Here is a 24,871-nt window from a genome sequence, read left to right on the forward strand (position 1 = left end):
GGCGTGTAAAGGCCCAAGCCAGAGGGACAACTAAAATGTTCCATGCGCGCCTTTTGTGACAATGTGTGAGTATTTATACTTTGCAACTGTGTATAGTAAAAAGATTGTTGAAATGCAACAATAATCATTTTTTATTACGACAGGAATCCCATGGAAGAGCGCACTTTTTTTGAACAAGGCGATGTCAAGGTCACCAATGCCCGCTTCATCAGCAAAGGCCAGACCTACGCGATGCGCAACGTTACCTCGGTCAAGCCGTTCGAGCAGAAACCGCCACGCGCACTGGGCGTGATCGTTGCCTTGATCGGTTTGGGCATCATGTTTGCCAGTCCTTTCTTCGGCCTGCTGGTGGTGGCGGCCGGCCTGGCTGTCCTGTTCCTGATGAAACCGATCTACCATGTGCTGCTGGCCACTTCCTCGGGCGAAACGCGGGCCCTCAAGACCAAGGACCGCAACTACGTCAACCAGGTGATCCAGGCGATCAACGACGCCATGGTGCACCGCGCCTGAACACCGGCGTGAGCGTGACCGCTACAACGCCGCCGCTGTTGTAGAATCGGGGAACGCTCCATGTGGAGCGTTCCCCGAGCCACTTTCAGGCGCTGCCGCCCTCCGTCGACCATTGCGCACTCTACTCTCTTCCCTGCTGCGCTTTCTCGGCCGCCACCTGCTCCAGTTCCTGTTGTTCGTCGCCCTGCTCGCCACCGGCCACGTGCTGCTGGAACAGGCGCGCCAGCTCAAGGCCGACCAGGTCCGGCTCGACACCATGCGTGGCGCCGAACGCCAGACTGGCGCGGCAAGGCAAACGCTGGTCCTGGCTGGGCAGGCGCGCATCAACGGCCTGCGCCGTGCCTCGGACGACGCCATCCTGGCCCGCCTGGCCCGGATCGACCTCGACCTGCGGCAAGCGCCCCCTTCTTTTTCCTTCGGACTGGCGCTGTCCGATACTGCCGGGCTGGGCAATGCCATTGCCGGGCAGGCGGAACGCCGCATCGAGATCGAACTGCTGAAACAGGAACGCGCTTACCTGCAAACGCTGCGCGCCGCGCTGGGCGCGGAAAACGCACGCCAGGCTTTGGGGCGCCTGCATCGCGAACACCACCGCGCGTATCGGCAACTGATGGATAACCTGGCACGGCAGGAGCGGCTGCGGCAGGCCCATCCATTGCGGGTCCATCTGCCGGGCAGCGCAGAGCAGGCGGCGATGGCCGCCCTGCAGACGGACGAAACAGGCTTGCGGGCCGCCAATCTCGACGCCTACCGGCGCCACGCGGCACAACAGGCACGCGTGCTGGCGCTACCGGCCGGCACCACCCCCGGCCCCTTCCAGCCCGACCAGCAAGGTCTCGACGCCGCGCTGCAGGACCTGGCAGGCGAAATCGCCCGCCTCGATGGCAAGCTGCGCAACAATATATGGCGCGCTGCGCGTCAATTACTGTCCGACTACGGCCCCACGGCTTCCCTGCTGGTGCTGTCCGCCATCCTGACACCGCTCGCCATCAAGGCCTTTTTTTACTTTGTACTGGCGCCACTGGCGTCGCGCCTGAAACCGCTGGCCATCGCGCCCGGGCTGCGTCCCGGCGCAGCCAGCGTGCCTCCGCCGCCAGCCGGCCAGCCGCGCATCTCCGGCGTCTCGCTGGCCTTGCCCCTGCATCCCGGCGACACCATGGTGATTCACCCCGCTTATCTACAATCGTCGCCGATCGGCACGCGCAAGCGCACGCAGTGGCTGCTGGACTGGTCCTATCCCTTCACCAGCCTGGCCGCCGGCATGGCGGCGCTGACCCGCATCACCAGCACGCAACCGGCGTCGGTGACGCTGTCGGCCAGCGACGACCCCTTGATGGAAGTGGCGGTGCTGACCCTGCCCGAAGGCGCGGCGCTGGTGCTGCAACCGCGCGCTCTGGTGGGCCTGGTCTATCATGGCGCCCGGCAGCCCGCCATCAGCAGCCACTGGCGCCTGGCCAGCCTGCATGCCTGGCTGACCTTGCATTTGCGTTTTATCGTCTTTCGCGGCCCCGTCACCCTGATCGTGCGCGGCACGCGCGGCGTGCGCGTGGAGCCGGCCGGCCAGGGCCGCAACATCAGCCAGGCCGCCACCCTGGGCTTTTCCACCGGCGTACTGTATTCGACCACGCGCAGCGAAACCTTCATCCCCTACCTGCGCGGCCAGCAGGCACTGCTGAACGACCGCTTCGATGGCGACGGCATCTACCTGTACGAAGAAACCCCGCGCCACGGCAAGCAGCCGGGCAAGGTGGGCAGCTGGTTCGAGGGGTTCACGGATGCGATTTTAAAAGTATTCGGGATCTGAATACCGCTGTCCGGTTTTGAGCGGGATGAAAAAAACCGCCCGTATCAAACAATGATGCGGACGGTTTTCGTGACAGCAGCAATGATTCAATTAACCCATCAATCCTGCACGCCCTTCTTCTTCTCGCGCGCCACCACATACAGCAACACGATCATCACCGCATACGGCAGCAGCGACAGCGCGTCCGAACTGCTACCCGCGTAGAACGGGTTGCCATGCTCGGCCCAGTCGGCCATCATCTGGTCGAAATGCGTCAGCACGCCAGCGGTAATGGCGATAATGATACCGGCCAGGGCGCCGCCGGCGATATAGCCGGAAGCGAGCAGCACGCCCGAGCTGCGGTCGCCGGCCAGCTGGCGCTCTTCCTCGTTCAGCTTCGCGTTGTGTTCCAGCTTGTTGTTGCGGCGGTCGGCCAGCCAGCGGATCACGCCGCCGACCATGATCGGCAGGGTCGACGACAGCGGCAGGTAGACGCCGACCGAGAACGCCAGCGAGGCGATGCCGGCCATCTCCAGCACCACGGCGATCATCACGCCGAACAGCACCAGGGTCCAGGGCAGCTGCTGGTCGAGGATGCCCTTGATAATGTAGGACATCAGCACGGCCTTCGGCGCATCGTATTTCTTCACTTCCGAACCGTCCGGGCGCTTGTTGTAGGCGCCGTTGATGCCCGGGTCGACCAGGTAGGCCAACTGGCCGTCGTCCGTGACGAAGTACTTGCCGGCCGGGCCGCCGACGGTATCGGTCTTCTGCCAGACTTTATAGGTGTTGTGGTCGGTTTCCGCTTGCGGGCCATGCAGCTCGCCCGTCACCGTCAGTTTGGAGGCATCGACCGTGAGGCCGGGCGCCACCTGCGCGGCTGGCACGTAGACGGTGCTGGCCTCGTTCAGTTTCAGCAGGATCGGGCCCAGGATCAATGCCGACGACAGGGCGCCTGCCAGGATCGCGTACTGCTGCAGGCGCGGCGTGGCACCGATCAGGTAGCCGGTCTTCAGGTCCTGCGAGGTGGTGCCGGCGTTGCTGGCGGCGATACAGACGATGGCACCGACCGACAAGGCGGTGACGTAATAGCGGCCACCCGTCCAGCCCATCAGCAAAAAGATCAAACAGGTAAACAGCAAGGTGGCCACCGCCATGCCCGAGATCGGATTCGACGAGGAACCGATCTCGCCGGTCAGGCGCGACGACACGGTGGCGAACAGAAAGCCGAATACCAGGATCAGCAGCGCACCGAGCAAATTCATGTGCAGCGGGGTGGCGAAGGTGATCACGGCGATAATCGCCAGGCAGCCGATCATCACCCATTTCAGGGGAATATCCTGCTCGGTGCGCAAGGTCGCATTGGCCTTGCTGCCCTTGCCGATGCCGGCCAGGCCGGCCGACAGGCTGCGCCAGATCATCGGCATGGCGCGCACCAGCGAAATCAGGCCGCCGGCGGCGACGGCGCCGGCGCCGATATACAGCACATAGGCGCTGCGGATATCGTCGGCGCCCATCGCGCTGATCAATTTGGTACCGGGCGACAGCACGGTGGTGAGGTTATCGCCGAAAAATTTGATCATCGGGATCAAGAGCAGATACGACAGCACGCCGCCGGCCGCCATGGTGGCGGCGATGCGCGGGCCGATGATGTAGCCGACGCCCAGCAGTTCGGGCGAAATCTCGGCGCCGATCGAGCCGGCCTTCAGCGGTGCGCCGAATTCCACGCCCGGCGTATCCTTCCAGCCCTTGAACGAGATATTGAACACTTTATACAAGAGGCCGACGGCGAAGCCGCCGAAGATGATCTTGGCGCGGCGCTTGGCGTCCTTTGCGGCGGCCGAATCGGACGCTATGCTTTCGCCGGCGGCGATGCGCGATTCATCGGTGGCGGCCGCTTTCAGCACTTCGGCGCAGGCCGTGCCTTCGGGGAATTTGAGTTCCTTGTGCTGGTCGACGATCATGGTGCGGCGCATCGGGATCATCATCAGGATGCCCAGCAAGCCACCCAAAATACCCACCAGCATCACGCGCGAGATTTCCAGGTCGAAGCCCAGGATCAGGATCGCCGGCATGGTCACGCCCAGGCCGAAGGCCAGCGATTCGCCGGCCGAACCGGCCGTCTGCGTGATGCTGTTTTCCAGGATCGACGAATCCTTGCCACCCACCTTCTTGGCCAGGCCGAACAGGGTGATCGCGATCACGGCGACGGGTATCGAGGCGCTGACGGTCAAGCCCACCTTGAGCACCAGGTACAGCGACGACGCACCAAATACCATGCCCAGGATGACGCCCATCAGCAGCGCGCGGAAGGTCATCTCGGGGAGCTGCGCGTCGGCCGGAATATACGGTTTGACCGTGCCCGGGTTTGCATCTTTCGCCATAGGTTCCTCGTTATCTATAAACCAAAACAGCCCGGATTGGCGCCCGGGCTATTTTCTTGAAGCCGTGACTATCGCACAGCCGCGTTTCCCTGAAAAGGTTTTTTGCGTCGGCAGCCCGGCGCAAAGCCGCCGCTGTCATGGTCTATAATCGCTGCCACCGTGCCCTGCACGCTCATGCGAGACTGACTTGACTGCTAACCGATCCGGCTTCCCCTGGCCATCCCGACGCGCCGTGGTGCGCGGCCTGCTCCTCACCGGCTGCGCCGCCCTGGCTTGCGCCATCGGGCTGGCCGTCTACCTGTTCCTGTATGTGAAACCGCGCCTGCCCGCGCTGGACGTGATTACCGACTACCAGCCGAAAATACCGCTGCGCGTCTACACGGCCGACAATGTGCTGATCGGCGAATTCGGCGAGGAACACCGCGACTTCGTGCCGATCGCGCAAGTGCCGGAAATGATGAAAAAAGCCTTGATGGCCATCGAGGACAGCCGCTTCTACGAACACAACGGCATCGACTTCGTGCGCGTCGGCGGCGCCGTGATGTCCAACCTGCGCCACGGCTTCGGCCACGGCGGCGGCTCGACGCTCACCATGCAGGTGGCGCGCAACTTCTTCCTCACGCGCGACAAGGTCGCCTCGCGCAAGCTCAATGAAATCATGCTGGCCCTGAAGATCGAGGCGGCGCTGTCGAAGGACCAGATCCTCGAGCTGTACATGAACCAGGTCTACCTGGGCCAGCGTTCGTTCGGCTTCGGCAGCGCGGCGCAGACTTATTTCGGCAAACCGCTGGGCGAACTGTCGATCGCCGAAATGGCCATGCTGGCCGGTTTGCCGCAAAACCCGTCGCGCCATAACCCGATCAGCAACCCGAAGCGGGCGCACGCGCGCCAGCAACTGGTGTTGAAGCGCATGCGCGACCTCGATTACATCAGCGACGGCCAGTACCGGCAAGCGCTGGCGCAGCCGCTGCGCTACAACACGCGCGGCAGCCAGGGCTTCGACACGCACGCCGAATACGTGGCCGAACTGGCGCGCCAGGCGGTGTTCGCGCAGTACAAGGAAGACAGCTACACCAAGGGCATCAGCGTCTACACCACCATCCTGAAAGCCGACCAGGATGCGGCCTATGCGTCCACCCGCCGCAACGTGATCGCCTACGACCAGCGCCACGGCTACCGCGGCCCGGAGACCTTTATCGAGCTGCCGCCGGAGCAGGAATTGCGCGACGACGCCATCGACGCGGCGCTGCAGAAACGCCCCGACAGCGACGGCCTGATCGCCGCCGTCGTGACCGATGTCGGGAATGGCAAGGTGACGGTCGACACCGGCGACGGCGAAGCAAAAGTCATCAGCGGCGCCGGCCTGCGCTTTGCCGCCCCTGCCCTGTCCGCCAAGGCGGCGGCCGGCATCAAGCTGCGCCCGGGCGCCGTGATCAGGGTCAGCAAGGATGCGAAAGACAACTGGGCCATCACCCAAGTGCCGCTGGTGGCCGCCGCTTTCGTCTCGCTCGACGCCGACACCGGCGCCTACCATGCCATGGTGGGCGGCTTCGACTACAACCTGCAAAAGTTCAATCACGTCACGCAGGCGTGGCGCCAGCCCGGTTCGGCCATGAAGCCCTTCGTCTATTCGGCGGCGCTGGAAAAAGGCTTTTCGCCGGCCACCCTGATCAATGACGTGCCCCTGGAACTGCCGGCCGGCGGCAAGATCTGGTCGCCGCAGAATGACGACTTCAAGTTCGACGGCCCGATCACCATGCGCTATGCGCTGGCGCAGTCGAAGAACGTGGCCTCGGTGCGCATCCTGCGCGCGCTGGGCGTGTCGTACACCCACGACTTCATGGAAAAATTCGGTTTCGATCCGGCGCGCCAGCCGAACAATCTGACCATGGCGCTCGGTACCGGTTCGGTCACGCCGGTACAGATGGCTGGCGCCTATGCGCTGTTCGCCAACGGCGGCCACCAGGTCGAACCGTATCTGATCGACCGCATCGTCGACGCCAAGGGCGTGGTGCTGATGCAGACCAAGCCGCCGGCGCCTGGCGACGACAAGACCCTGGCGCTCGATCCGCGCAATGCCTTCGTGATGGACAGCATGCTGCGCGAAGTGGCCCGCTCGGGCACGGGCGCGGGCGCCACCCGCAAACTGGGGCGCAGCGATATCGCCGGCAAGACCGGCACCACCAGCGACGCCGTTGACGGCTGGTTCGCCGGCTACAGCGGCGGCATCGTGGCGGTGGCGTGGATGGGCTACGACGAACCGAAGTCGCTGGGCGGCCGCGAATTCGGCGCCACCCTGGCCATGCCGATCTGGATCGACTACATGCAGACGGCCCTGGCCAGCCGGCCGCAAATCACGCGCGCCGTGCCGGCCGGCCTGAGCCAGATCGATGGCGAATGGATGTATGACGAATTCATCGACATGAACGCCGTCAGGACGCTGGACATGGACACCGAAACGCCAACCGATCCGGCGGCGGTGCCGGATGCGCTGCCGGTGGAAACGACGCAATAAATAAAAAGGCCGGGATCGCTCCCGGCCTTTTCAATGGCGCGCGCCGATTACGCCGCCACGCTCAGATATCCGCGCACCGTGCGCACCGTGCTGTCGGCAAAATCATCGACGCTGACCTTGGCCGCGCGGTACTTCCAGCGTTTGACATACCAGTCCTGGAACAGCGCCAGGCAGTGCGAGGCGAGCAAGGTCGCATCGCCCTGCGGCCGCGGGCTGATTTCAAGAATGGTATTGGCCAGCAAGGTCTGCACGTACAATTCGGACTGCTTGGCCATGCTGCGCTGCTCGACCTGCAGCACGCGCGAATCCATGTAGACAAAATAAAACCAGGGCTGCAGGATTTCGGACAGGTAGATCGACGAGCGTATCATCGCCTCTAACCGGTCCAGCGGCAACTTGACGTCGACGAACAGCTGCGGCAAGGCTTGCGTGGCGTGGCGCACCACGTCTTCGATCATTTCGGCCAGTTGATCCTTGCCGGTGATATAGCCATACAGGCCGCCCATCGACAGCCCCGTCTCGCGGCACAGGTCGCGCAAGCTCATGGCGCGAAAGCCCACGTCGTTGGCCAGCCTGAAGGTGGCGCCAAAGATGCGTTCCAGGTTTTCCAGCGCGGGCTTGCGGCGCTTGACGCCGATGCGGCCCGCATGGTGGTCGAGGATGTATTCCCAGATATTGACGCCATTCAAAGGCGTCATCTGCTGGAACTGTTCAAAGTTGAAATGGGTCGACAAGTGCATTCCCAAAAGACAGTGTAAAAACGGCGCCGCCTGGTACTGCAACCATGGCGGGTGCGCAAAGCGGCCCTGATTATAGCGCAGCAAAATCGCCCTTGGCCGTTTCAATCCGGCCACGCCGATGAATCGCAACATCCCGGCAACAACCGTGCTCGTCATATTGCACTGCAATATGGAATTGACAAGCTCTTCAGCCACGGCGGTGCTACATTTCAAAAACCGAGCGCTCGCTATATTAGCTGTAACACAGATTGCGGCGGATGGCGGCGCCGGTACCGCTACAGCATCGACATTTCCCATTAAAAAATAACGGAGACAAAATGAAGACTCGCTTCTGGCAATTGCTGTCCACCCTCGTCCTGGCCTGCTGCATCGGCCTGCCTGCCACCGCCGGCGCCGCCGGCTATACGCAAACCAAATATCCCATCGTGCTGGTGCATGGCCTGTTCGGCTTCGACAAGCTGGGCCCTGTCGAGTACTTTTACGGCATTCCCGCCGCCCTGCGCAGCGGCGGCGCCAATGTCTACCTGACCACCGTCTCGGCGGCCAACAGCACCGAAGTGCGCGGCGAGCAACTGCTGTCGCAGGTGCGGCAAATCCTGGCCGCCACCGGCGCAGCCAAGGTCAACCTGATCGGCCACAGCCACGGCGGCCCCACGGCGCGCTATGTGGCCTCCGTGCGGCCCGACCTGGTGGCCTCGGTGACCAGCGTGGCGGGCGTCAACAAGGGCTCGAAGGTGGCCGATATCCTGGCCGGCACGATACCCAATACCAGCGGCGCGCTGGGCACCGCCCTCGCCTCGCTGATCGGCATTATCTCCGGCAACCAGGGCGTGCCGCAAAACGCCGGCGCGGCGCTGGCCTCGCTGTCGAGCGCCGGTTCGCTGGCCTTCAACAGCCGCCATCCGCAGGGCGTGCCGACAACCGCCTGCGGCGAAGGCGCCTACCAGGAACGGGGCGTCCACTATTTTTCGTGGAGCGGCGCCCAGCCCTACACCAATGCGCTCGACGTGGGCGACCCGGCGCTGGCCGCCATCAGCCTGGCCTTTGGCGGCGCGAAAAACGATGGCCTGGTCAGCAGCTGCTCCAGCCACCTGGGCAAGGTAATCCGCGACGACTACGCCATGAACCACCTCGATGAAGTCAACCAGTTCATCGGCATCGTCAACCTGTTCGAAACGTCGCCGGTCACCGTGTTCCGCCAGCAGGCCAACCGCCTGCAGGGCCTGGGCCTGTAAGGGAGAGGCCATGCGTACGCACACGACCCTGATCGCGGCCGGCGCACTGGCCGCCCTGGCGCTGTACTGGTCGCTGGCGCCCGGTGAGGCGCCGGCGCCGCCACCGCAAAAGGAAGACCCCGACCTGTTCGCGTTCGTGCGCTCGATGGAAGGCACGCGGCCCGACGGCAATCTCGTGGCCGCCGGCGAGACGCTGGTGGTCGATGCGGAACTGGGCCACCTGTTCGACTATTACCTGGCGGGCCTGGGCGAAAAGCCGCTGGCCGCGATCCGCAGCCAGATCGAGCTGGAACTGGAGCGGCGCCTGGCGCCGGCGCCGGCGCGCGAAGCGAAGCGCCTGCTGGGGGCGTATCTGGCCTACAAGCAGGCGCTGGCCGGCATCGAGCAAGCCCTGGCGCCGTCTGGCGATGCGCTGCAGGCGGCGCAAGCGCGGCTGCAGGCCATGCGCGCGCTGCGCCCCACCTACTTCACGGCGCAGGAAAGCGCCGGCCTGTTCGGCCTGGACGACGCGCGCGATGACGACGCCGTGGCGCGCATGGCGGTACTGGCCGATGGCACATTGGGCGAAGAGGACCGGCGGCGCAAGCTGGCCGCGCTTGATGCGGCCCTGTCGCCGGCCCAGCGTTTTGAGCGCGACGCGCCGCTGCAGGTCAGCGCGCTCGACGACGCGGTGCGCGCCCTGCGCGCGCAGGGCGGTGGCGACAACGAAGTCTACCGCCTGCGAGCGGCCACCTTCACGCCCGAGGCGGCGGCGCGGCTGGCCGAACTGGACCGCGAAGAATCGCACTGGCAGCAGCGCATCATCGCCTGGCGCGCGCAAAAGGCGACGCTGGGCGCCGGCGATGCGGCGACCCTGCAGCAATTGACCAATACGCTATTTTCGCCGGACGAGCAACGCCGCCTCGGGGCCTATGAGTAGTCGAGCGTTCATGCCAGCGCCGCCAGCAAGGCCGTCGCCGTCATCACGTCAGCGCTGGCGTGGCCCTGCGTGTAGCGGCCATGCACCGGCAGCAGCAGCGCGCGTGCTTCGCCGCTTCGCCCCTGCGCGCGCATGACGGCCGCCAGGCTGGTGGCGCAGCGCAGCTCCCAGCCCAGCGCGCGCTGCGTGCCGGCCAGCCGCAAAGCCTCGTCCAGCAGCCGGCGCACCAGTTCCAGGCCTTCCGCGTCGCCGGCGCGCAGGCCCTGCCAGCGGCGCAGCGCGGCGCGGCGCAGCACTTCGGGCGCGCTCCATGGCGCCTCGCCGGCGCGTGCGCGCCGCAGCGCTTCGCCGCTGGCCGCCGCGTCGAACAAGGTGGCCATCACATCGGCCTGCAGCGGCCAGGCCGAGGCCGCGCCTGACTGGCCGCCGCCGTCAAGCGCCGCCTGGTAGCTGCCGCCCCAGCCATGCCAATACAGCAAGCCGTGACGCGCCGCGTGCTCGCACAGCACGCAGGTCCAGGTGCGCGCCAGCGCGTGCTGGCCGCACCACAGGGCGACGGGGATGGCGCTGAAGGCCAGCGCCACGCACAGCGACACGCCGTTGTGGGCAAAGCCCAGTTCGACCGCCTCGCGGGCAATCTCCAGCGCATCGTCAGGGCGGCCCATCAGCCACAGGCAGCGCGCCAGGTTGCCGCGCAGGCAGACCTGGTGATCGGCCAGCAAGGCGTTGTTCAGGCTGCGCTGGCCGGCGCCATCGGGGTGATCGAGCACCAGGCGCGACAGCACCGCCGCCTCCGCATGCCGACCCTGCAAGTGTTCGCCGGCCGCCAGCATGCGCGCGCGCACCAGCTGCATGGCGGTATCGCCGTCGCGCTCGCACAGCGCCGCAAACTGCGCCGCGCAGGCGTCGGCGGCACGAAAGTCCGCCAGCGCCATCTGCGCGATCCACAGGCCGCACAGGGCTTCGGCGCACCCGCCAGATTCGCCCGCCGCCGGCGCCAGCCTGCTGGCGCGCTGGAATTGCGCCAGCATGGCGCCGCTCACGCCTTCGGTATGCAGCAGCAGATGGCCGAGCGACACGCGCAGCCGCAGCTCGCTGCCCGCGTCGTCGACGCCCTGAGCGGCCATGCGCGCCAGCGCATGCTCGACCCGCAAGCGGTATTCATCCATCAGCGACAGCTGGTAAAACAGGGTATGCGTGGCCAGGGTCAGCGCCACGCCCAGCGCCAGGTCGCCGTGCGCGCCGAAGGCCCAGTCGATGGCGGCGCGCATGTCGTCCACATGCCGCCGGTACGAGGCGCTCCAGCTGGCGGCCGGCAGGCGTTCCCAGTCGGCCGCGATGCAGCGTGCCAATGCGAGGCAATGCAGTGCGTGGCGGCGAAACACGGCCGCCTGTTCGCCGGCCAGCGCCAGGTGCGCGCAAGCATAGGCGCGCGTGGTTTCCAGCAGCCGGTAATACACGCGCTCGCAGCAGGTCTCGACGCTGACCAGCGACTTCGACGCCAGGTCGGCCACCGTGTCATACACGTCGCGGCCGGCCACGGCGATGGCCGATTCGAGCCGGAAGCGGTTCTTGAACACGCTCAGCGCCTGCAGCACGCTGCGCTCTTCCGCGTCGAGCAGGCCATAGCTCCAGTCCAGCGTGGCGCGCAGGGTCTGGTGGCGCAGCGGCGCGTTGCGCGGACCGCGCACCAGCAGGCGAAAACGGTCATCGAGCTGGCGCCGCAAGCCGTGCAGGCCGAAATGGCCGATGCGCCCGGCCGCCAGTTCCAGCGCCAGCGGAATGCCGTCGAGACGGCGGCAGATCTCGGCCACCACCGGCAGGTCGGCGTCGGCCAGCACGAAGCTGGCGTCGACGGCGGCGCAGCGTTCGGCGAACAGCTGCACCGCCGCGTAATGGCGCAGCGCCGCATCGGGCGCCGCATCGAGCGGCGGCAATTCCAGCACGGGCAGGCGCAACAACTGCTCGCACGAGATGCGCAGCGGTTCGCGGCTGGTGGCCAGCACCTGCAGTGCCGGCGCGCCCTTGAGCAGCATGTCGGCCAGGGCGGCGGCGGCGGCGATCACATGTTCGCAATTGTCAAACACGATCAGCATCTGGCGCTGGCGCAGATAGGCCAGCAAGGCCGGCATCGGGTCATGCGCCGGTACCGCCACGCCCAGCGCCGTGGCCAGCGCCAGCGGCGCCAGCTGGCCCTCGGCCACCGGCGCCAGGTCGACAAAGCAGACGCCATCGGCATGGCGGCGCAGCACGCGCATGGCCAGCGCCACGGCCACGGTGGTCTTGCCGATGCCGCCCGGGCCGACGATGCTCAGCAGGCGCACCTGCAGCAGCTGGCCGGCCATCGCCTGCACGATGTCGCCGCGCCCCATCATGCGCGTCAGCAGCACCGGCAGGTTATGGCGCACCTCGGCGACGGCCGTGCCGGCGGCGGCGGCCTCGCCCGCGCGCGCCACCGGTGCCAGGAAGCCGTAGCCGCGGCCGGCCACGGTGGTGATATAGCGCTGGCCGTCGCGCCCGTCGCCCAGCACCTTGCGCAGCGCCGCCAGGTGCACGCGCAAGGTGGCATCGTCGACCACCGCATTGGGCCAGACGAGGGCCAGCAATTCATGCTTGTCGACGATGTCGCCGGCGCGCTCCAGCAAGGCCAGCAACAAGTCCATGGCGCGGCTCCCCAGCCTTACCGCACGTTCGCCTTCCAGCAGCCGGCGTTCGAGCGGCAATAGGCGAAACGGGCCGAAGACATAGGCCGGGACAGAGCTGTTCATCATGGTGCTTGGTGGAGAATGGTCTCAGGACATGCGGTGTGCCAGGCATTTTACGGAAATTCTGCGCGCCGCCGGCATGGCGCCATGTATGACCGCTGTTACATATGGCAATCAGGCGAAGCGCGCGCGGCGTCCAGCAAGTCCCGCACCTGCGCCTCCGGCGCGGGCCGGTGCAGATAGTAGCCCTGCACCTGCCGGCAGCCCAGGCTGCGCAGCATGGCCAGCTGCACGCCATCTTCGACGCCTTCGGCCAGCACCTGCAGGTCCAGGCTGCGCGCCAGCGCGATGGTCGAGGCGACGATGATGGCGTCCTTGCCATCGCTGCCGATGTCGGTAATGAAACAGCGGTCGATCTTGACCGTGTCAACCGGCAGCATCTTGAGGTGATGCAGGCCCGCATAGCCGGTGCCATAGTCATCGAGCGCAATGCGCACTCCCAGCGCGCGCAGTTGCGACAGCACCGCGCACGCTTGCGCCGTGTCGTCGATCTGGCCGCTTTCCGTCACTTCCAGTTCCAGCAAGGTGGCCGGCACATCATGCTGGCGCAAACAGCGCTGCACGGTGGCCAGCAGGCGCGGATCGCTCAGCTGCTGCACCGACAGATTGACCGCCACCGGCACCAGCGCCAGCCCGGCGGCGCGCCACTGCGCCAGTTGCCGACAGGCGGTGGCGATGCCCCAGTTGCCCAGCTCGACGACGGTGCCGCGCCGCTCGGCCAGGGCGATGAACTCCTGCGGAAACGTCAGGCCGCGCCCGGGCTGCTGCCAGCGCAGCAGCGCTTCCAGGCCCACCAGGCGCAATTGCGCCGTATCGAACTTGCCCTGGTAGTGAAAGCAGAATTCATTATTGCGCAGGGCGCTGGCCAGGCCAGCCACTAGGCGGACAGCCGCAGCACGGACTGCGCGCCGGACTGCCGTGCGGGCGGCAGGCGGGCAGGCTCCTGGTGCAGGCGAAAGACGCTGACCACCTGCTGCAGCCGCGCCGCCTCGCTTTCGAGCGACTGCGAAGCGGCCGCCGCCTCTTCCACCAGCGCGGCATTCTGCTGCGTCACCTGGTCCATCTGCACCACCGCCTCGCTGATCTGGCCGATGCCGGTGCCCTGCTCGGCGCTGGCGGTGGTGATGTCGCCGACCATGCGGCTGACCCGTTCCACCGCCCGCACCACGTCCTGCATGGTGGCGCCGGCCCGCGTGACGAGCGCCGAACCGGTTGACACCTGCTCGCTGGAGGTGGCGATCAGGGCGCGGATATCGCGCGCGGCCGACGCGCTGCGCTGCGCCAGGTTGCGCACCTCCGTCGCCACCACGGCAAAGCCGCGTCCCTGCTCGCCGGCGCGCGCCGCTTCCACCGCCGCATTCAGGGCCAGGATATTGGTCTGGAAGGCCAGCATGTCGATCACGCCGATGATGTCGGCGATCTGCGCCGAGGAACTGCTGATCGCCTCCATCGTGTCGATCACCTGCCCGACCGCCTCGCCGCCGCGGTTGGCGATCTGCGCCGCTTCCAGTGCCAGGGTGCTGGCCTCGCGCGCATTGTCGACATTCTGCTGCACCGTGGAGCTCAGTTCCTCCATCGCCGACGCCGTCTGTTCCAGCGAACTGGCCTGCTCCTCGGTGCGGGCCGACAAGTCCACATTGCCGGCCGCGATCTGGGTCGAGGCGGTGGCGATGGTATCGGTACCGCTGCGCACCTGCCGCACGATATCCTGCAGGTTGCCATTCATGATAGCCAGCGCGTCGAGCAGCCTGCCGGTTTCATCGGTGGCATGGCGGCCGAAGGTGGAGCTGAGGTCGCCGGCGGCCACCGTCTGCGCCACGCCCAGCGCATGCTGCAAGGGACGCACGATGCTGCGCGTGACCAGCCAGGCCGTGATGATGGAAAACACGATGGCCGCCGCGCTCAGCGCCAGCACCATGGCGCGCGCCGCCAGGTATTCCTCGCGCACGCGCTCCCCCGCTTCCACCATCAGCTGGTGCTGGTGGTTGATCAGCGTTTCCAGCGCGGCCATGTAGCGCAGCTGGTCGGCGCGCACGGTTTGCAGCAGCAGGGCCGACGCTTCGTCGCGCGCGCCGTCGTGCAGCAGCGCCAGCACCTTGTCGCGGCCCGCATTGAAGACGCCGCGCGCCTCTTTTACAGCCAGCATCATTTCCTTGCCTTTGACGGAATCGACCATCTTGTCCAGCTCGCCCAGCTTCCGCTCGGTCGTGGCGCTGGCCCTGGCGATGGTATCGCGCTCCTGCGCCACCTGGTCCAGCTCGTACATCAGGAACAGATTGCGCGACGAACGCGCGATCACGTTGACCTGCTTGATGATGTCATTGGCCAGCACGGTTTTCGGATACTCGCTGTCGACCACGCCGCGCATGCGCTCGTCCAGCGAGGACAGGCGCAGCAAGCCCAGCGCGGCGGTGGCCAGCAACAGCACGGTCAGCACCGCGAACGACCAGCGCAAGCGCGTTCCGATATTCATATTCGCCATATTTTTCGCATTCTTCAAGGTGAGGCTGATCGCCATGGCTGCCGCCGCCCGCCGTGCGGGACGACAGGACGAAACAGGCTGCAGGGTCGGCCGGGAGTGGGCAAAGGCAGGAGCGAAGATGGCATGCGCCGTCATCCGCGCCAGGGCGCATGATGCTACGGCGGCCAGTGTGAGTTATCCGACAAGCAATGTCGCGTTAATTTTTGCAAAATTTTGCTTAGATAACAAAACATTCATTTTAATAACACTGTTTTCCTGGCAAGGGCCGGCATCGCCGGCTTGGCGTGCGGCCATGCAAAACGGCCGCACAAGGCGGCCGTCCGGTTCGACAACAGGGCGATGTCGGCCGCTTAAAACTCTTCCCACTCGTCGTGCGACGGCGCGGCCTTGCGCGCGGCGGGCGCCGCTTTCAAGGCCGGACGCGCAGGGACAGCGGCGGCAGCGGCACGCACCACGGCGCGCACCGGCGCAGCCTGCACGCCATCGAGCCTGAACACGCTGACCACCTGCGACAAGGTGCCCGCCTGTTCCTGCAGCGAGGCGGCCGCCGCCGCGGCTTCTTCCACCAGCGCCGCGTTCTGCTGGGTCACCTGGTCCATCTGGCCGATGGCCTGGTTGATCTGGTCGATGCCCGAGCTTTGCTCCTGCGTGGCCAGGCTGATCTCGGCCATGATATCGGTCACGCGCTGCACGCTCGAGACGATGTCGGCCATGGTGCCGCCCGCCTCCGCCACCAGCTTGCTGCCGGCGTCCACCGCCACCACCGAGTCGCCGATCAGGGTCTTGATTTCCTTGGCGGCAGCCGCGCTGCGCTGCGCCAGGTTGCGCACCTCGGTGGCGACCACCGCAAAGCCGCGCCCCTGCTCGCCGGCGCGCGCCGCTTCCACGGCCGCATTCAGGGCCAGGATATTGGTCTGGAAGGCGATGCCGTCGATCACGCTGATGATGTCGACGATCTTGCGCGAGGCATCGTTGATGGCGTCCATGGTGCGCACCACTTCCCCCACCACGACGCCGCCCTTGACCGCCACGCCGGAGGCGGTGCGCGCCAGCGCATTGGCCTGCTGGGCGTTGTCGGCGTTCTGGCGCACGGTCGACGTCAGTTCTTCCATCGACGACGCGGTTTCCTCCAGCGAGCTGGCTTGCTCTTCCGTGCGCGAGGAGAGGTCCAGGTTGCCGCTGGCGATCTGGGTCGAGGCCGTGGCGATGGTTTCCGTGCCGCCGCGCACCTGGCCGACGATGGACACCAGGCTGGCGTTCATGTCGTGCAGGGCCTGCAGCAGCTGGCCTGTTTCTTCGGTGGTGGTGGCGACGATGCGGCTGGTCAGGTCGCCGGAGGCCACCGTCTGCGCCACCTTCACGGCCTCGATGATGGGCCGCGTGATGGCGCGCGTGATGAAGGCGGCGCAGGCGATGCCGGCCACCGCGGCCAGCAAGCCGAGGATCACCATCAGGCTTTCCGAGCGCACCACCGCGGCGCCGCCAGCCCTGACGCTGGCGTCGGCGATCTGGTTATTGAGCGCGATAATCTGGTTCAGCGAGGCTTCGGCCTTGCCGAACAGGCCGCGCGAGTCCAGATACTGTTTGTAGAAGTCGACAAACAGGTCTTTCTGCTTTTGCTCATCGGCGTTTTTCGCCAGCGCGTCGAGCACGCTGCCGACCTTGTCGTCGCTGCTTTTCCAGGCCGCCCATTCGCCCTGGAAGCGCTGCCACAGCACGGCCTCCTCGGGCGTCTGCGGCAGCGGCTCGTACAGCTTGCGGCCGGTTTCGATACTGGCCCAGGCCCTGGCCCGCAACTGCTGCGCTTCGCGGAACTTGTCCTGCGCCTGGTAATTCGTTTCATAGATGGCGGCGCTCAGGGTACCGGCCGCCACCGCCGTCTGGCCTTCGCTCATTTGCAGCAGGCCCTGGATCGACGGCAGGCGCACCACGCCGATTTCATTGACGGAATTGCCCACAGTGGCGATGCCGGCATAGCCGCTGATGCCGACGACGATCAGCGCCGCCATCATGACGGCCACCAGAACCGCCAGTTTCCATTTGATCAGTAGATTCTTGAACATGTTATTACCCCTAATTGAGACCGATACAAGCCAGGCAAGTTCGTGCTGGCGGGTTCGGATGGAACGGCTGGCGCTTGCAGAACGCTTGCGGGGATGGGGCAAACACGTCGTGACATTTGGCGAGATTTATATGTCGCCAGCATAGAGGAAAAGTCGCGCCCTGGCAGTGTCATACCTGATACAAATTAACTTTTAATCGTTGCCTGTGGCGTATCAGAAACAGCTGTGCCCTCGAATGGTGCAGAAATAAAATTCTGTAAATATTTTCCCGGAAAGGGATGGCTGGTCGCGCAATTGATATTCGTCTAAGATGGCCGACAAGACCACAGCGGAACCACCATGGCTTATCTTATCGAACAAAAACTGGTGATCGGCGTCGCTTCGAGCGCACTGTTCGACCTGTCCGAATCGCACCAGGTGTACCTGGACAGCGGCCCCGAGGAATACCGCAAGTACCAGGAAACCCACCTGGACACGGTGCTGGGCCGCGGCGTGGCCTTCCCCTTCATCCGGCGCTTTTTGAACATCAACAAGCACCATCCGCACGAGGCGCCGGTGGAAGTGGTGCTGTTTTCGCGCAATTCGCCGGAAACGGGCCTGCGCGTGATGCATTCGATTGCCCATTATGGCCTCGATATTTCGCGCGCCGCCTTCATGACCGGCAAGTCGCCCTACCCCTACCTGCCGGCGTTCAACGCCTCGCTGTTCCTGAGTGCGAATGAAGACGATGTGCGCGGTGCGCTGGCCTGCAATTTTCCCGCCGGCCTGGTGCTGCCGTCACGCACCGAGGACGACGAGGCCGACGACGAGCTGCGCGTCGCCTTCGACTTCGACGGCGTGATCGCCGACGACGAGGCGGAAACCGTCTTCAAGCGCAATAACGACGTCGACGAATTCCACGCCCATGAAACCCTGAACGTGGGCACGCCGCACCGCCCTGGCCCGCTGGCCGCCTTGTTCCAGAAACTGGCCACCATGCAGCGGCTGGAAGAGCGCGCGCAAAAACGCGACCCCGCCTATAAAAAAATCCTGCGCATCGCCATCATCACCGCGCGCAACGCGCCCTCGCACGAACGGGTGGTCACCACCCTGAAAAGCTGGGGCGTGGCGGCCGACGAGACCTTCTTCCTGGGCGGCATGGACAAATCGCGCGTGCTGGCCGTGTTCAGGCCGCATATCTTTTTCGATGACCAGCTCAGTCATCTGAAGTCAAGCGGCGGCACGATACCGATGGTGCATGTTCCGTTCGGCATCGCCAATGTGCGCGCATGATCAAACCTACTGCGCGTCGCGCTTTGCGGCCTGCGATGCTCACCGTGCTCAAGCACGGCTGCGCTTCTCGGCCACAAATCACTGCCGCTCGCTACGGTTTTATCATGCGCGACTATATGCGTTCTGAAGAGAGGCACTGACGTGCCAATATGGGGGGATGGTCTATAATCGTGCCTGCTGGCGCCGTCATGAAGGGCGCCGCGCGCAATACAGTCTTTCCTGTCAACTGCCTCTGTCACCAGTGTCATCGCCTGCATGTCCTTAGCCCTGAAAAAATCGCTCCCCAAGCCCGGCAACCGCTACGCGCTGCCCGCCCTGTATGGTTCATCCGACGCCTATGCGCTGGCACTGGCCGCTTTGGAATTGAAGTCGCGCGGCCAGATGCTGGCCGTGGTGGTGGCACAGGCCAGCGACGGCCAGCGCCTGCTCGATGAAATACCGTGGTTCGGCGGCAAGGAACTGCGCTGCCATCTGCTGCCGGACTGGGAAACCCTGCCCTACGACGCGTTTTCGCCGCACCAGGACCTGGTCTCCGAGCGCCTGGCCACGCTGCACGAAATCCGCAGCCGCCAGTGCGACGTGCTGATCGTGCCGGCCACCACCGCGCTGGTGCGCCTGGCGCCGCCCTCGTTCCTGGCGGCCTACACCTTCTTTTTCAAGAAGGGTGAAATCCTCGATGAAGCGCGCCTGAAGTCGCAGCTGACCCTGGCCGGCTACAGCCATGTGTCGCAGGTGATGTCGCCCGGCGAATACTCGGTGCGCGGCGGCCTGCTCGACCTGTTCCCGATGGGCTCAGCCCTGCCCTACCGGCTCGACCTGTTCGGCGACACCATCGAAACCATCCGCACCTTTGACGCCGACACCCAGCGTTCACTCTACCCCGTGCACGAAGTGCGTTTGCTGCCGGGCCGCGAATTTCCGATGGACGAAGCGGCGCGCACCACCTTCCGCAGCCGCTGGCGCGAACAGTTCGAAGGCGATCCATCGCGCTCGGTGGTCTACAAGGACATCAGCAGCGGCATCGCCTCGGCCGGCATCGAATACTACCTGCCGCTGTTTTTCGAGGAGACGGCGACCCTGTTCGACTACCTGCCGCCGGACGCCTCGCTGGCCCTGGTGGGCGAGATCGACGCGGCCATCGGCCGCTTCTGGACCGACACGCAGTCGCGCTACCGCTTCCTGAAGGCGGACCGCGAGCGCCCGATCCTGCCACCCGAGTCGCTCTTCCTCGGCGACGAGCAGTTCTTCGCGCTGGCCAAGCCGAATGCGCGCCTGGCCATTACCAAGTCGAACGATGCGCTGGCGTCCGAACTGTCGGCGCCCTTGCCCAACATCGCCGTGAACCGCCGCGCCGACGACCCGCTGGCGAACTTGCGCAGCTTTTTGCTGCAGCCGGGCCGCAGGGTGATGGTCTGCGCCGAATCGAACGGCCGGCGCGAAACGCTGCAGCAGTACTTTGCCGAATACGACCTTCACCTCACGCCGGTGGAAGGCAGCGACGGCTTCCTGCAGTCCGACGCGAAACTGATGCTGGGCGTGGCGCCGCTGCATGCGGGCTTCGAGCTGTACACGGACGAAGGCAACCTGGCGTTCATCACCGAGACCGAGCTGTATGCGGGCTCGGGGCGCCGCGTCGGCAAGAAGAAACAGGAAGGCGTGACCCAGGTCGAATCGATGGTGCGCGACCTGTCGGAGCTGAAGATCGGCGACCCGGTGGTCCACATCAACCACGGCATCGGCCGCTACATGGGCCTGACCAGCATGGACCTGGGCGAAGGCGAGACGGAGTTTTTGCATCTCGAATACGCGAAAGACACCAAGCTGTATGTACCCGTGTCGCAGCTGCACGTGATCTCGCGCTATTCGGGCGCCTCCCCCGAAGACGCACCGCTGCATTCGCTCGGTTCGGGCCAGTGGGAAAAAGCCAAGAAACGCGCGGCCGACCAGGTGCGCGACACGGCCGCCGAGCTGCTCAACCTGTATGCGCGCCGCGCGCTGCGCCAGGGCCATGCCTTCGAGTATTCCTCGCACGACTACGAGCGCTTTGCCGACAGCTTCGGCTTCGATGAGACACCGGACCAGGCCGAGGCCATCCACAACGTCATCAAGGACATGACCTCGGGCAAACCGATGGACCGCCTGGTATGCGGCGACGTCGGCTTCGGCAAGACCGAAGTGGCGCTGCGCGCGGCCTTTATCGCCGTCATGGGCGGCAAGCAGGTGGCCATCCTGGCGCCCACCACCCTGCTGGCCGAACAGCACGCGCAGACCTTTGCCGACCGCTTCGCCGACTGGCCGGTGCGCATTGCGGAATTGTCGCGTTTCAGGAGCGGCAAGGAGATCACGCAGGCGTTCAAGGGCATGGCCGACGGCACGCTGGACATCATTATCGGCACCCACAAGCTGCTGTCCGACGACGTGAAATTTACGCGCCTTGGCCTGGTCATCATCGACGAGGAACACCGGTTCGGCGTGCGCCAGAAAGAAGCATTGAAAGCCTTGCGCGCGGAAGTCGATGTGCTGACCCTGACGGCCACGCCGATTCCGCGCACCCTGGGCATGGCGCTGGAAGGCCTGCGCGACTTTTCGATCATCGCCACGGCGCCGCAAAAGCGCCTGGCCATCAAGACATTCGTGCGCAGCGAAGGCGAAGCGATCATCCGCGAAGCCTGCCTGCGCGAGCTGAAACGGGGCGGCCAGATCTACTTCCTGCACAACGAGGTGGAGACCATCCAGAATCGCCTGGCGATGCTGACCGAGCTGCTGCCCGAGGCGCGCATCGCCGTGGCACACGGCCAGATGCACGAGCGCGACCTGGAAAAAGTGATGCGCGACTTCGTCGCCCAGCGCTTCAATATTTTGCTGTGCACCACCATCATCGAGACCGGCATCGACGTGCCGACGGCGAACACCATCATCATGCACCGCGCCGACAAGTTCGGCCTGGCGCAGCTGCACCAGTTGCGCGGCCGCGTGGGCCGTTCGCACCACCAGGCCTATGCCTATCTGCTGGTGCACGATGTGCAGGGCCTGACCAAGCTGGCGCAGCGCCGGCTGGACGCGATCCAGCAGATGGAAGAGCTGGGCAGCGGTTTTTATCTCGCCATGCACGACCTGGAAATCCGCGGCGCCGGCGAAGTGCTGGGCGAGAGCCAGTCCGGCGAAATGACGGAGATCGGCTTCCAGCTGTATTCGGACATGCTCAACGAGGCCGTGCGTTCGCTGAAAGCCGGCAAGGAACCCGACCTGGCCGCGCCGCTGGCCTCGACCACCGAGATCAACCTGCACGTGCCGGCGCTGCTGCCGGCGGACTTCTGCGGCGACGTGCACGAACGCCTGTCGATCTACAAGCGGCTGGCCAACTGCGCCACGCAGGACAAGATCGACGATATCCAGGAGGAGCTGATCGACCGTTTCGGCAAGCTGCCCGACCCGGTGAAAGCGCTGATCGAGACGCACCGCCTGCGCATCGCGGCGAAAACCGTGGGCATCGTCAAGATCGACGTGCATGGCGAAGCGGCCACCCTGCAATTCATGGCACAGCCGCCGATCGACCCGATGCGCATCATCGAACTGATACAGAAGAACCGCCATATCAAGCTGCACGGCCAGGACAAGCTGAAGATCAGCGCCGCCATGCCGGACCTGGCGGCGCGCGTGACGCAAATCAAGACCACCATCAAGCAATTGACCGTTTAGACTTTTACCGCAGGCTACCATGACCAATACCTCTTCCATGACCATGAATCTGATACTGCAGGGCGTCGACGGCGACCCGGCGCGCCTCGAGCGCATCGCCGCGCTGGCCGCGCCGACCGGTATCACGCGCCTGGGACCGCATGCGCTGCGCTGCGAAAAAATCAGCTACTCCAAGGCGTTGCTGCCGACCATCGAGGTGGCGGCGCAGGCGGCGCAGCTGGACGCCACCTACCTCATGGGCCGGCGCACGCTGAGCGAATTCAAGCTCGTCGCAATGGACATGGATTCGACCGTGATCACCATCGAGTGCATCGATGAAATCGCCGACATGCAGGGCCTCAAACCGCAGGTGGCGGCGATCACCGAAGCGGCCATGCGCGGCGAACTCGATTTCGCGGCCAGCCTGACCCAGCGCGTGGCGCTGCTCGAAGGCCTGGACGCCTCCGCCCTGCAGCGCGTCTACGACGAACGCCTGAAACTGTCGCCGGGCGCCGAAAAAATGCTGGCGGCCGTGAAAGCGGCCGGCCTGAAAACCTTGCTGGTGTCGGGCGGCTTCACCTTCTTCACCGAACGCCTGAAGGAACGCCTGGGCCTGGACTATACGCACGCGAATGAACTGGAAATCGTCGACGGCAAGCTGACCGGCAAGGTCATCGGCGGCATCGTCGATGCGGAAGAAAAACAGCGCACCGTCGAACGGGTCTGCAAGGAACTGGGCATCTCGCCGGCGCAGGCCATCGTCATGGGCGACGGCGCCAACGACCTGAAAATGATGGGCATCGCCGGCCTGTCGGTGGCCTTCCGCGCCAAGCCCGTGGTGCGGGCCCAGGCCGACGTGGCGCTCAATTTCGTCGGCCTGGACGGCATCCTGAACGTGCTGTCCTGATGCCGGGAATCAGCCGCGCCCGAGCCTGAAAAACTCGCGGATGCGGTCCAGCATGCCCGGCGTTTCCGGCACGCCCGCAGGCGTGCCGGCCGGCCGCTGCAAGGCATCGTCGTTGATGCCGCGGCGGGCCTCGATCAATGCGGCAATTTGCCCGGCCAGCGCGGGATTGCACTGGAAGATGCCGGCCATGGTATGTTTGGCAACCTCGAATGTCACGCTCGCTTCTCGGGCGCGCACATGGGCCGAACGCGGCTCGCCGGTAAACAGCGACATCTCGCCCACGCAGTCGCCCGGCCACAGGCGCGCCACCTCAAGCGGGCCATGCGGCCCATCGATGACGACGTCAAGACTGCCTTCCAGTACCACGAACATGCTGTCGCCAGGGTCGCCCGCTGTCAGCAGCGCCTGGCCTGCGGCAAGGCGCGCCGTGACGGTATCGGCCGCAATCACGGCCAGCTCCGCCGGCGACAGCGCCGACAGGTAGCGCGCGCTGCCCAGCACGCCCATGCGCACCGCGGGCTGGTCCAAATGATGCTGGGCGGGGCCGCCATGGCGGCTCCACTCCACGTGCTCGCTGCGCGTGAGCGCAATGCCGGCCGCCTTCAGGAACTGCGCGCCATAGTGCAGCGCCATGTGGCTGTAGCTGCCTGGCGACCTGGCGCCCACTTCGACGAAATACACCATGCGGTAAGCGGCCACGCCGTCCTTCAGCGACGCCACCTGCACATACGGCGGCGGCTGCGCGGCCAGCACGCCATCGTGCACGGCGCGCTCCAGGGCGTTGCCCAGGATCGCCAGCACCCGCGCGGTATCGTGTTCGGCGCCCAGCTCCAGCACGCAATCGTATTTGGACAAGGCATTGGGGCGAGAACGGTTGGTCACCATCACGCCGGCGAATTCGCCGTTCGGTATCAGCACGATATTGTCGGCGCGGTCGGCCAGCACCACGGTGCGCCAGGCGAAATCGAGCACCTTGCCCGACATGTCGCGGCCACGATATTGCAGGTCGACCCAGTCGCCGACATTGATCGACGCGTCCAGGTGCAGCGCGATGCCGGAAAACACGTCGGCCACCAGGCCACGCAGGCCGAAACCCAGAATCAGGCCGATCACGCCCGAAGCGCCCAGCATGGCCGCCATCGAGACCCCGAACACCTGGTTCAGCACACCGCAAAAAAGCAGCCCATAGATCAGGAAGGTGACGATCTGCAGCGCCAGGCGCGGGATCCGCGTCGCTGGTCCCGCGCCTGAACGGCGCGCGGCCAACGCCCACATCAGCTGATCGGTGAGCATCGCCAGCGCAATCAGTTGCAGCAGCGGAATGCCGTGACCAACGAGCAGGCCAGCCGCCTCGCGCCCCGGCGCGCTCCAGCCGAACGGCGCGCCCAGTAATTCATTCGACACCAGCACCAGCAACACGCTGGCCACGACCAGCAATCCGCTCCTTGCCCAATACCTGTCCACCATGATGCTCCGTCGTTGACAACCGCAGGCACGAATTTGCCTATCATCCATCGTAACAGCCGATCATGACGCCCTCATGACAGTGCGGTAGCAGGCCGCGCGCGCCCGAATTATTATATTCTTGCTATATTGCAAAATACCAAATCAGCCAGCC

Annotated in this window: 15 protein-coding genes; 8 read left to right on the forward strand and 7 right to left on the reverse strand. The window is 65.4% G+C overall.

Annotated elements, in window-relative coordinates:
* Positions 1–150 precede the first annotated feature (150 nt).
* Positions 151–510: a DUF6232 family protein gene (locus Q8L25_RS23085; protein ID WP_308921627.1), complete on the forward strand. Its 360-nt coding sequence runs from the start codon at positions 151–153 to the stop codon at positions 508–510.
* Positions 511–622: 112 nt separating this feature from the next.
* Positions 623–2,314: a hypothetical protein gene (locus Q8L25_RS23090; RefSeq protein ID WP_308921628.1), complete on the forward strand. Its 1,692-nt coding sequence runs from the start codon at positions 623–625 to the stop codon at positions 2,312–2,314.
* Between the two features lie 98 nt (positions 2,315–2,412).
* On the opposite strand, the gene Q8L25_RS23095 is transcribed toward Q8L25_RS23090, so the two are convergent.
* Complete coding sequence (locus tag Q8L25_RS23095; protein WP_308921629.1) at positions 2,413–4,677, reverse strand: OPT family oligopeptide transporter; 2,265 nt, start codon at positions 4,675–4,677, stop codon at positions 2,413–2,415.
* A gap of 187 nt (positions 4,678–4,864) precedes the next feature.
* On the opposite strand from Q8L25_RS23095, the gene Q8L25_RS23100 reads away from it, so the two are divergent.
* Positions 4,865–7,192: a PBP1A family penicillin-binding protein gene (locus Q8L25_RS23100; RefSeq protein WP_308921630.1), complete on the forward strand. Its 2,328-nt coding sequence runs from the start codon at positions 4,865–4,867 to the stop codon at positions 7,190–7,192.
* 47 nt (positions 7,193–7,239) lie between these two features.
* On the opposite strand, the gene Q8L25_RS23105 is transcribed toward Q8L25_RS23100, so the two are convergent.
* Positions 7,240–7,932, reverse strand: coding sequence for a TetR family transcriptional regulator (locus tag Q8L25_RS23105; protein WP_308921631.1), 693 nt, complete (start codon positions 7,930–7,932; stop codon positions 7,240–7,242).
* Positions 7,933–8,249: 317 nt separating this feature from the next.
* Here Q8L25_RS23105 and Q8L25_RS23110 point away from each other — a divergent pair, with 317 nt between their 5' ends.
* On the forward strand, positions 8,250–9,167 hold the full coding sequence (locus Q8L25_RS23110) for a triacylglycerol lipase (protein ID WP_308921632.1): 918 nt from the start codon (positions 8,250–8,252) through the stop codon (positions 9,165–9,167).
* Between the two features lie 10 nt (positions 9,168–9,177).
* Complete coding sequence (locus Q8L25_RS23115) at positions 9,178–10,086, forward strand: lipase secretion chaperone (protein ID WP_308921633.1); 909 nt, start codon at positions 9,178–9,180, stop codon at positions 10,084–10,086.
* A gap of 8 nt (positions 10,087–10,094) precedes the next feature.
* On the opposite strand, the gene Q8L25_RS23120 is transcribed toward Q8L25_RS23115, so the two are convergent.
* The 4 genes from Q8L25_RS23120 to Q8L25_RS23135 form a co-directional block, all read right to left on the reverse strand.
* Positions 10,095–12,857 (reverse strand): winged helix-turn-helix domain-containing protein, encoded by a 2,763-nt coding sequence (locus Q8L25_RS23120; protein ID WP_308921634.1) that lies wholly within the window; start codon positions 12,855–12,857, stop codon positions 10,095–10,097.
* 95 nt (positions 12,858–12,952) lie between these two features.
* On the reverse strand, positions 12,953–13,729 hold the full coding sequence (locus Q8L25_RS23125) for an EAL domain-containing protein (RefSeq protein ID WP_308921635.1): 777 nt from the start codon (positions 13,727–13,729) through the stop codon (positions 12,953–12,955).
* Positions 13,729–15,369: a methyl-accepting chemotaxis protein gene (locus Q8L25_RS23130; RefSeq protein WP_308921636.1), complete on the reverse strand. Its 1,641-nt coding sequence runs from the start codon at positions 15,367–15,369 to the stop codon at positions 13,729–13,731. The genes Q8L25_RS23125 and Q8L25_RS23130 overlap by 1 nt, the downstream gene beginning before the upstream one ends.
* Before the next feature lie 314 nt (positions 15,370–15,683).
* On the reverse strand, positions 15,684–17,396 hold the full coding sequence (locus tag Q8L25_RS23135) for a methyl-accepting chemotaxis protein (RefSeq protein ID WP_308921637.1): 1,713 nt from the start codon (positions 17,394–17,396) through the stop codon (positions 15,684–15,686).
* 339 nt (positions 17,397–17,735) lie between these two features.
* On the opposite strand from Q8L25_RS23135, the gene Q8L25_RS23140 reads away from it, so the two are divergent.
* From Q8L25_RS23140 to serB, 3 genes are all read left to right on the forward strand, one after another.
* The gene (locus Q8L25_RS23140; protein WP_308921638.1) at positions 17,736–18,668 is read left to right on the forward strand and encodes a 5'-nucleotidase; all 933 of its coding nucleotides are present in this window, start codon (positions 17,736–17,738) and stop codon (positions 18,666–18,668) included.
* A 255-nt stretch (positions 18,669–18,923) separates the two neighbouring features.
* On the forward strand, positions 18,924–22,367 hold the full coding sequence (mfd, locus tag Q8L25_RS23145) for a transcription-repair coupling factor (RefSeq protein ID WP_308921639.1): 3,444 nt from the start codon (positions 18,924–18,926) through the stop codon (positions 22,365–22,367).
* 43 nt (positions 22,368–22,410) lie between these two features.
* On the forward strand, positions 22,411–23,253 hold the full coding sequence (serB, locus tag Q8L25_RS23150; protein ID WP_308925782.1) for a phosphoserine phosphatase SerB: 843 nt from the start codon (positions 22,411–22,413) through the stop codon (positions 23,251–23,253).
* A 9-nt stretch (positions 23,254–23,262) separates the two neighbouring features.
* Here serB and Q8L25_RS23155 read toward each other — a convergent pair whose 3' ends face one another.
* Positions 23,263–24,720 carry a mechanosensitive ion channel family protein gene (locus Q8L25_RS23155; protein WP_308921640.1) on the reverse strand — a complete coding sequence of 486 codons (1,458 nt, stop codon included), beginning with the start codon at positions 24,718–24,720 and terminating at the stop codon, positions 23,263–23,265.
* Positions 24,721–24,871 lie beyond the last annotated feature (151 nt).

Origin of the sequence: Janthinobacterium sp. J1-1 (assembly GCF_030944405.1) — a bacterium.
GTDB lineage: Bacteria > Pseudomonadota > Gammaproteobacteria > Burkholderiales > Burkholderiaceae_D > Janthinobacterium.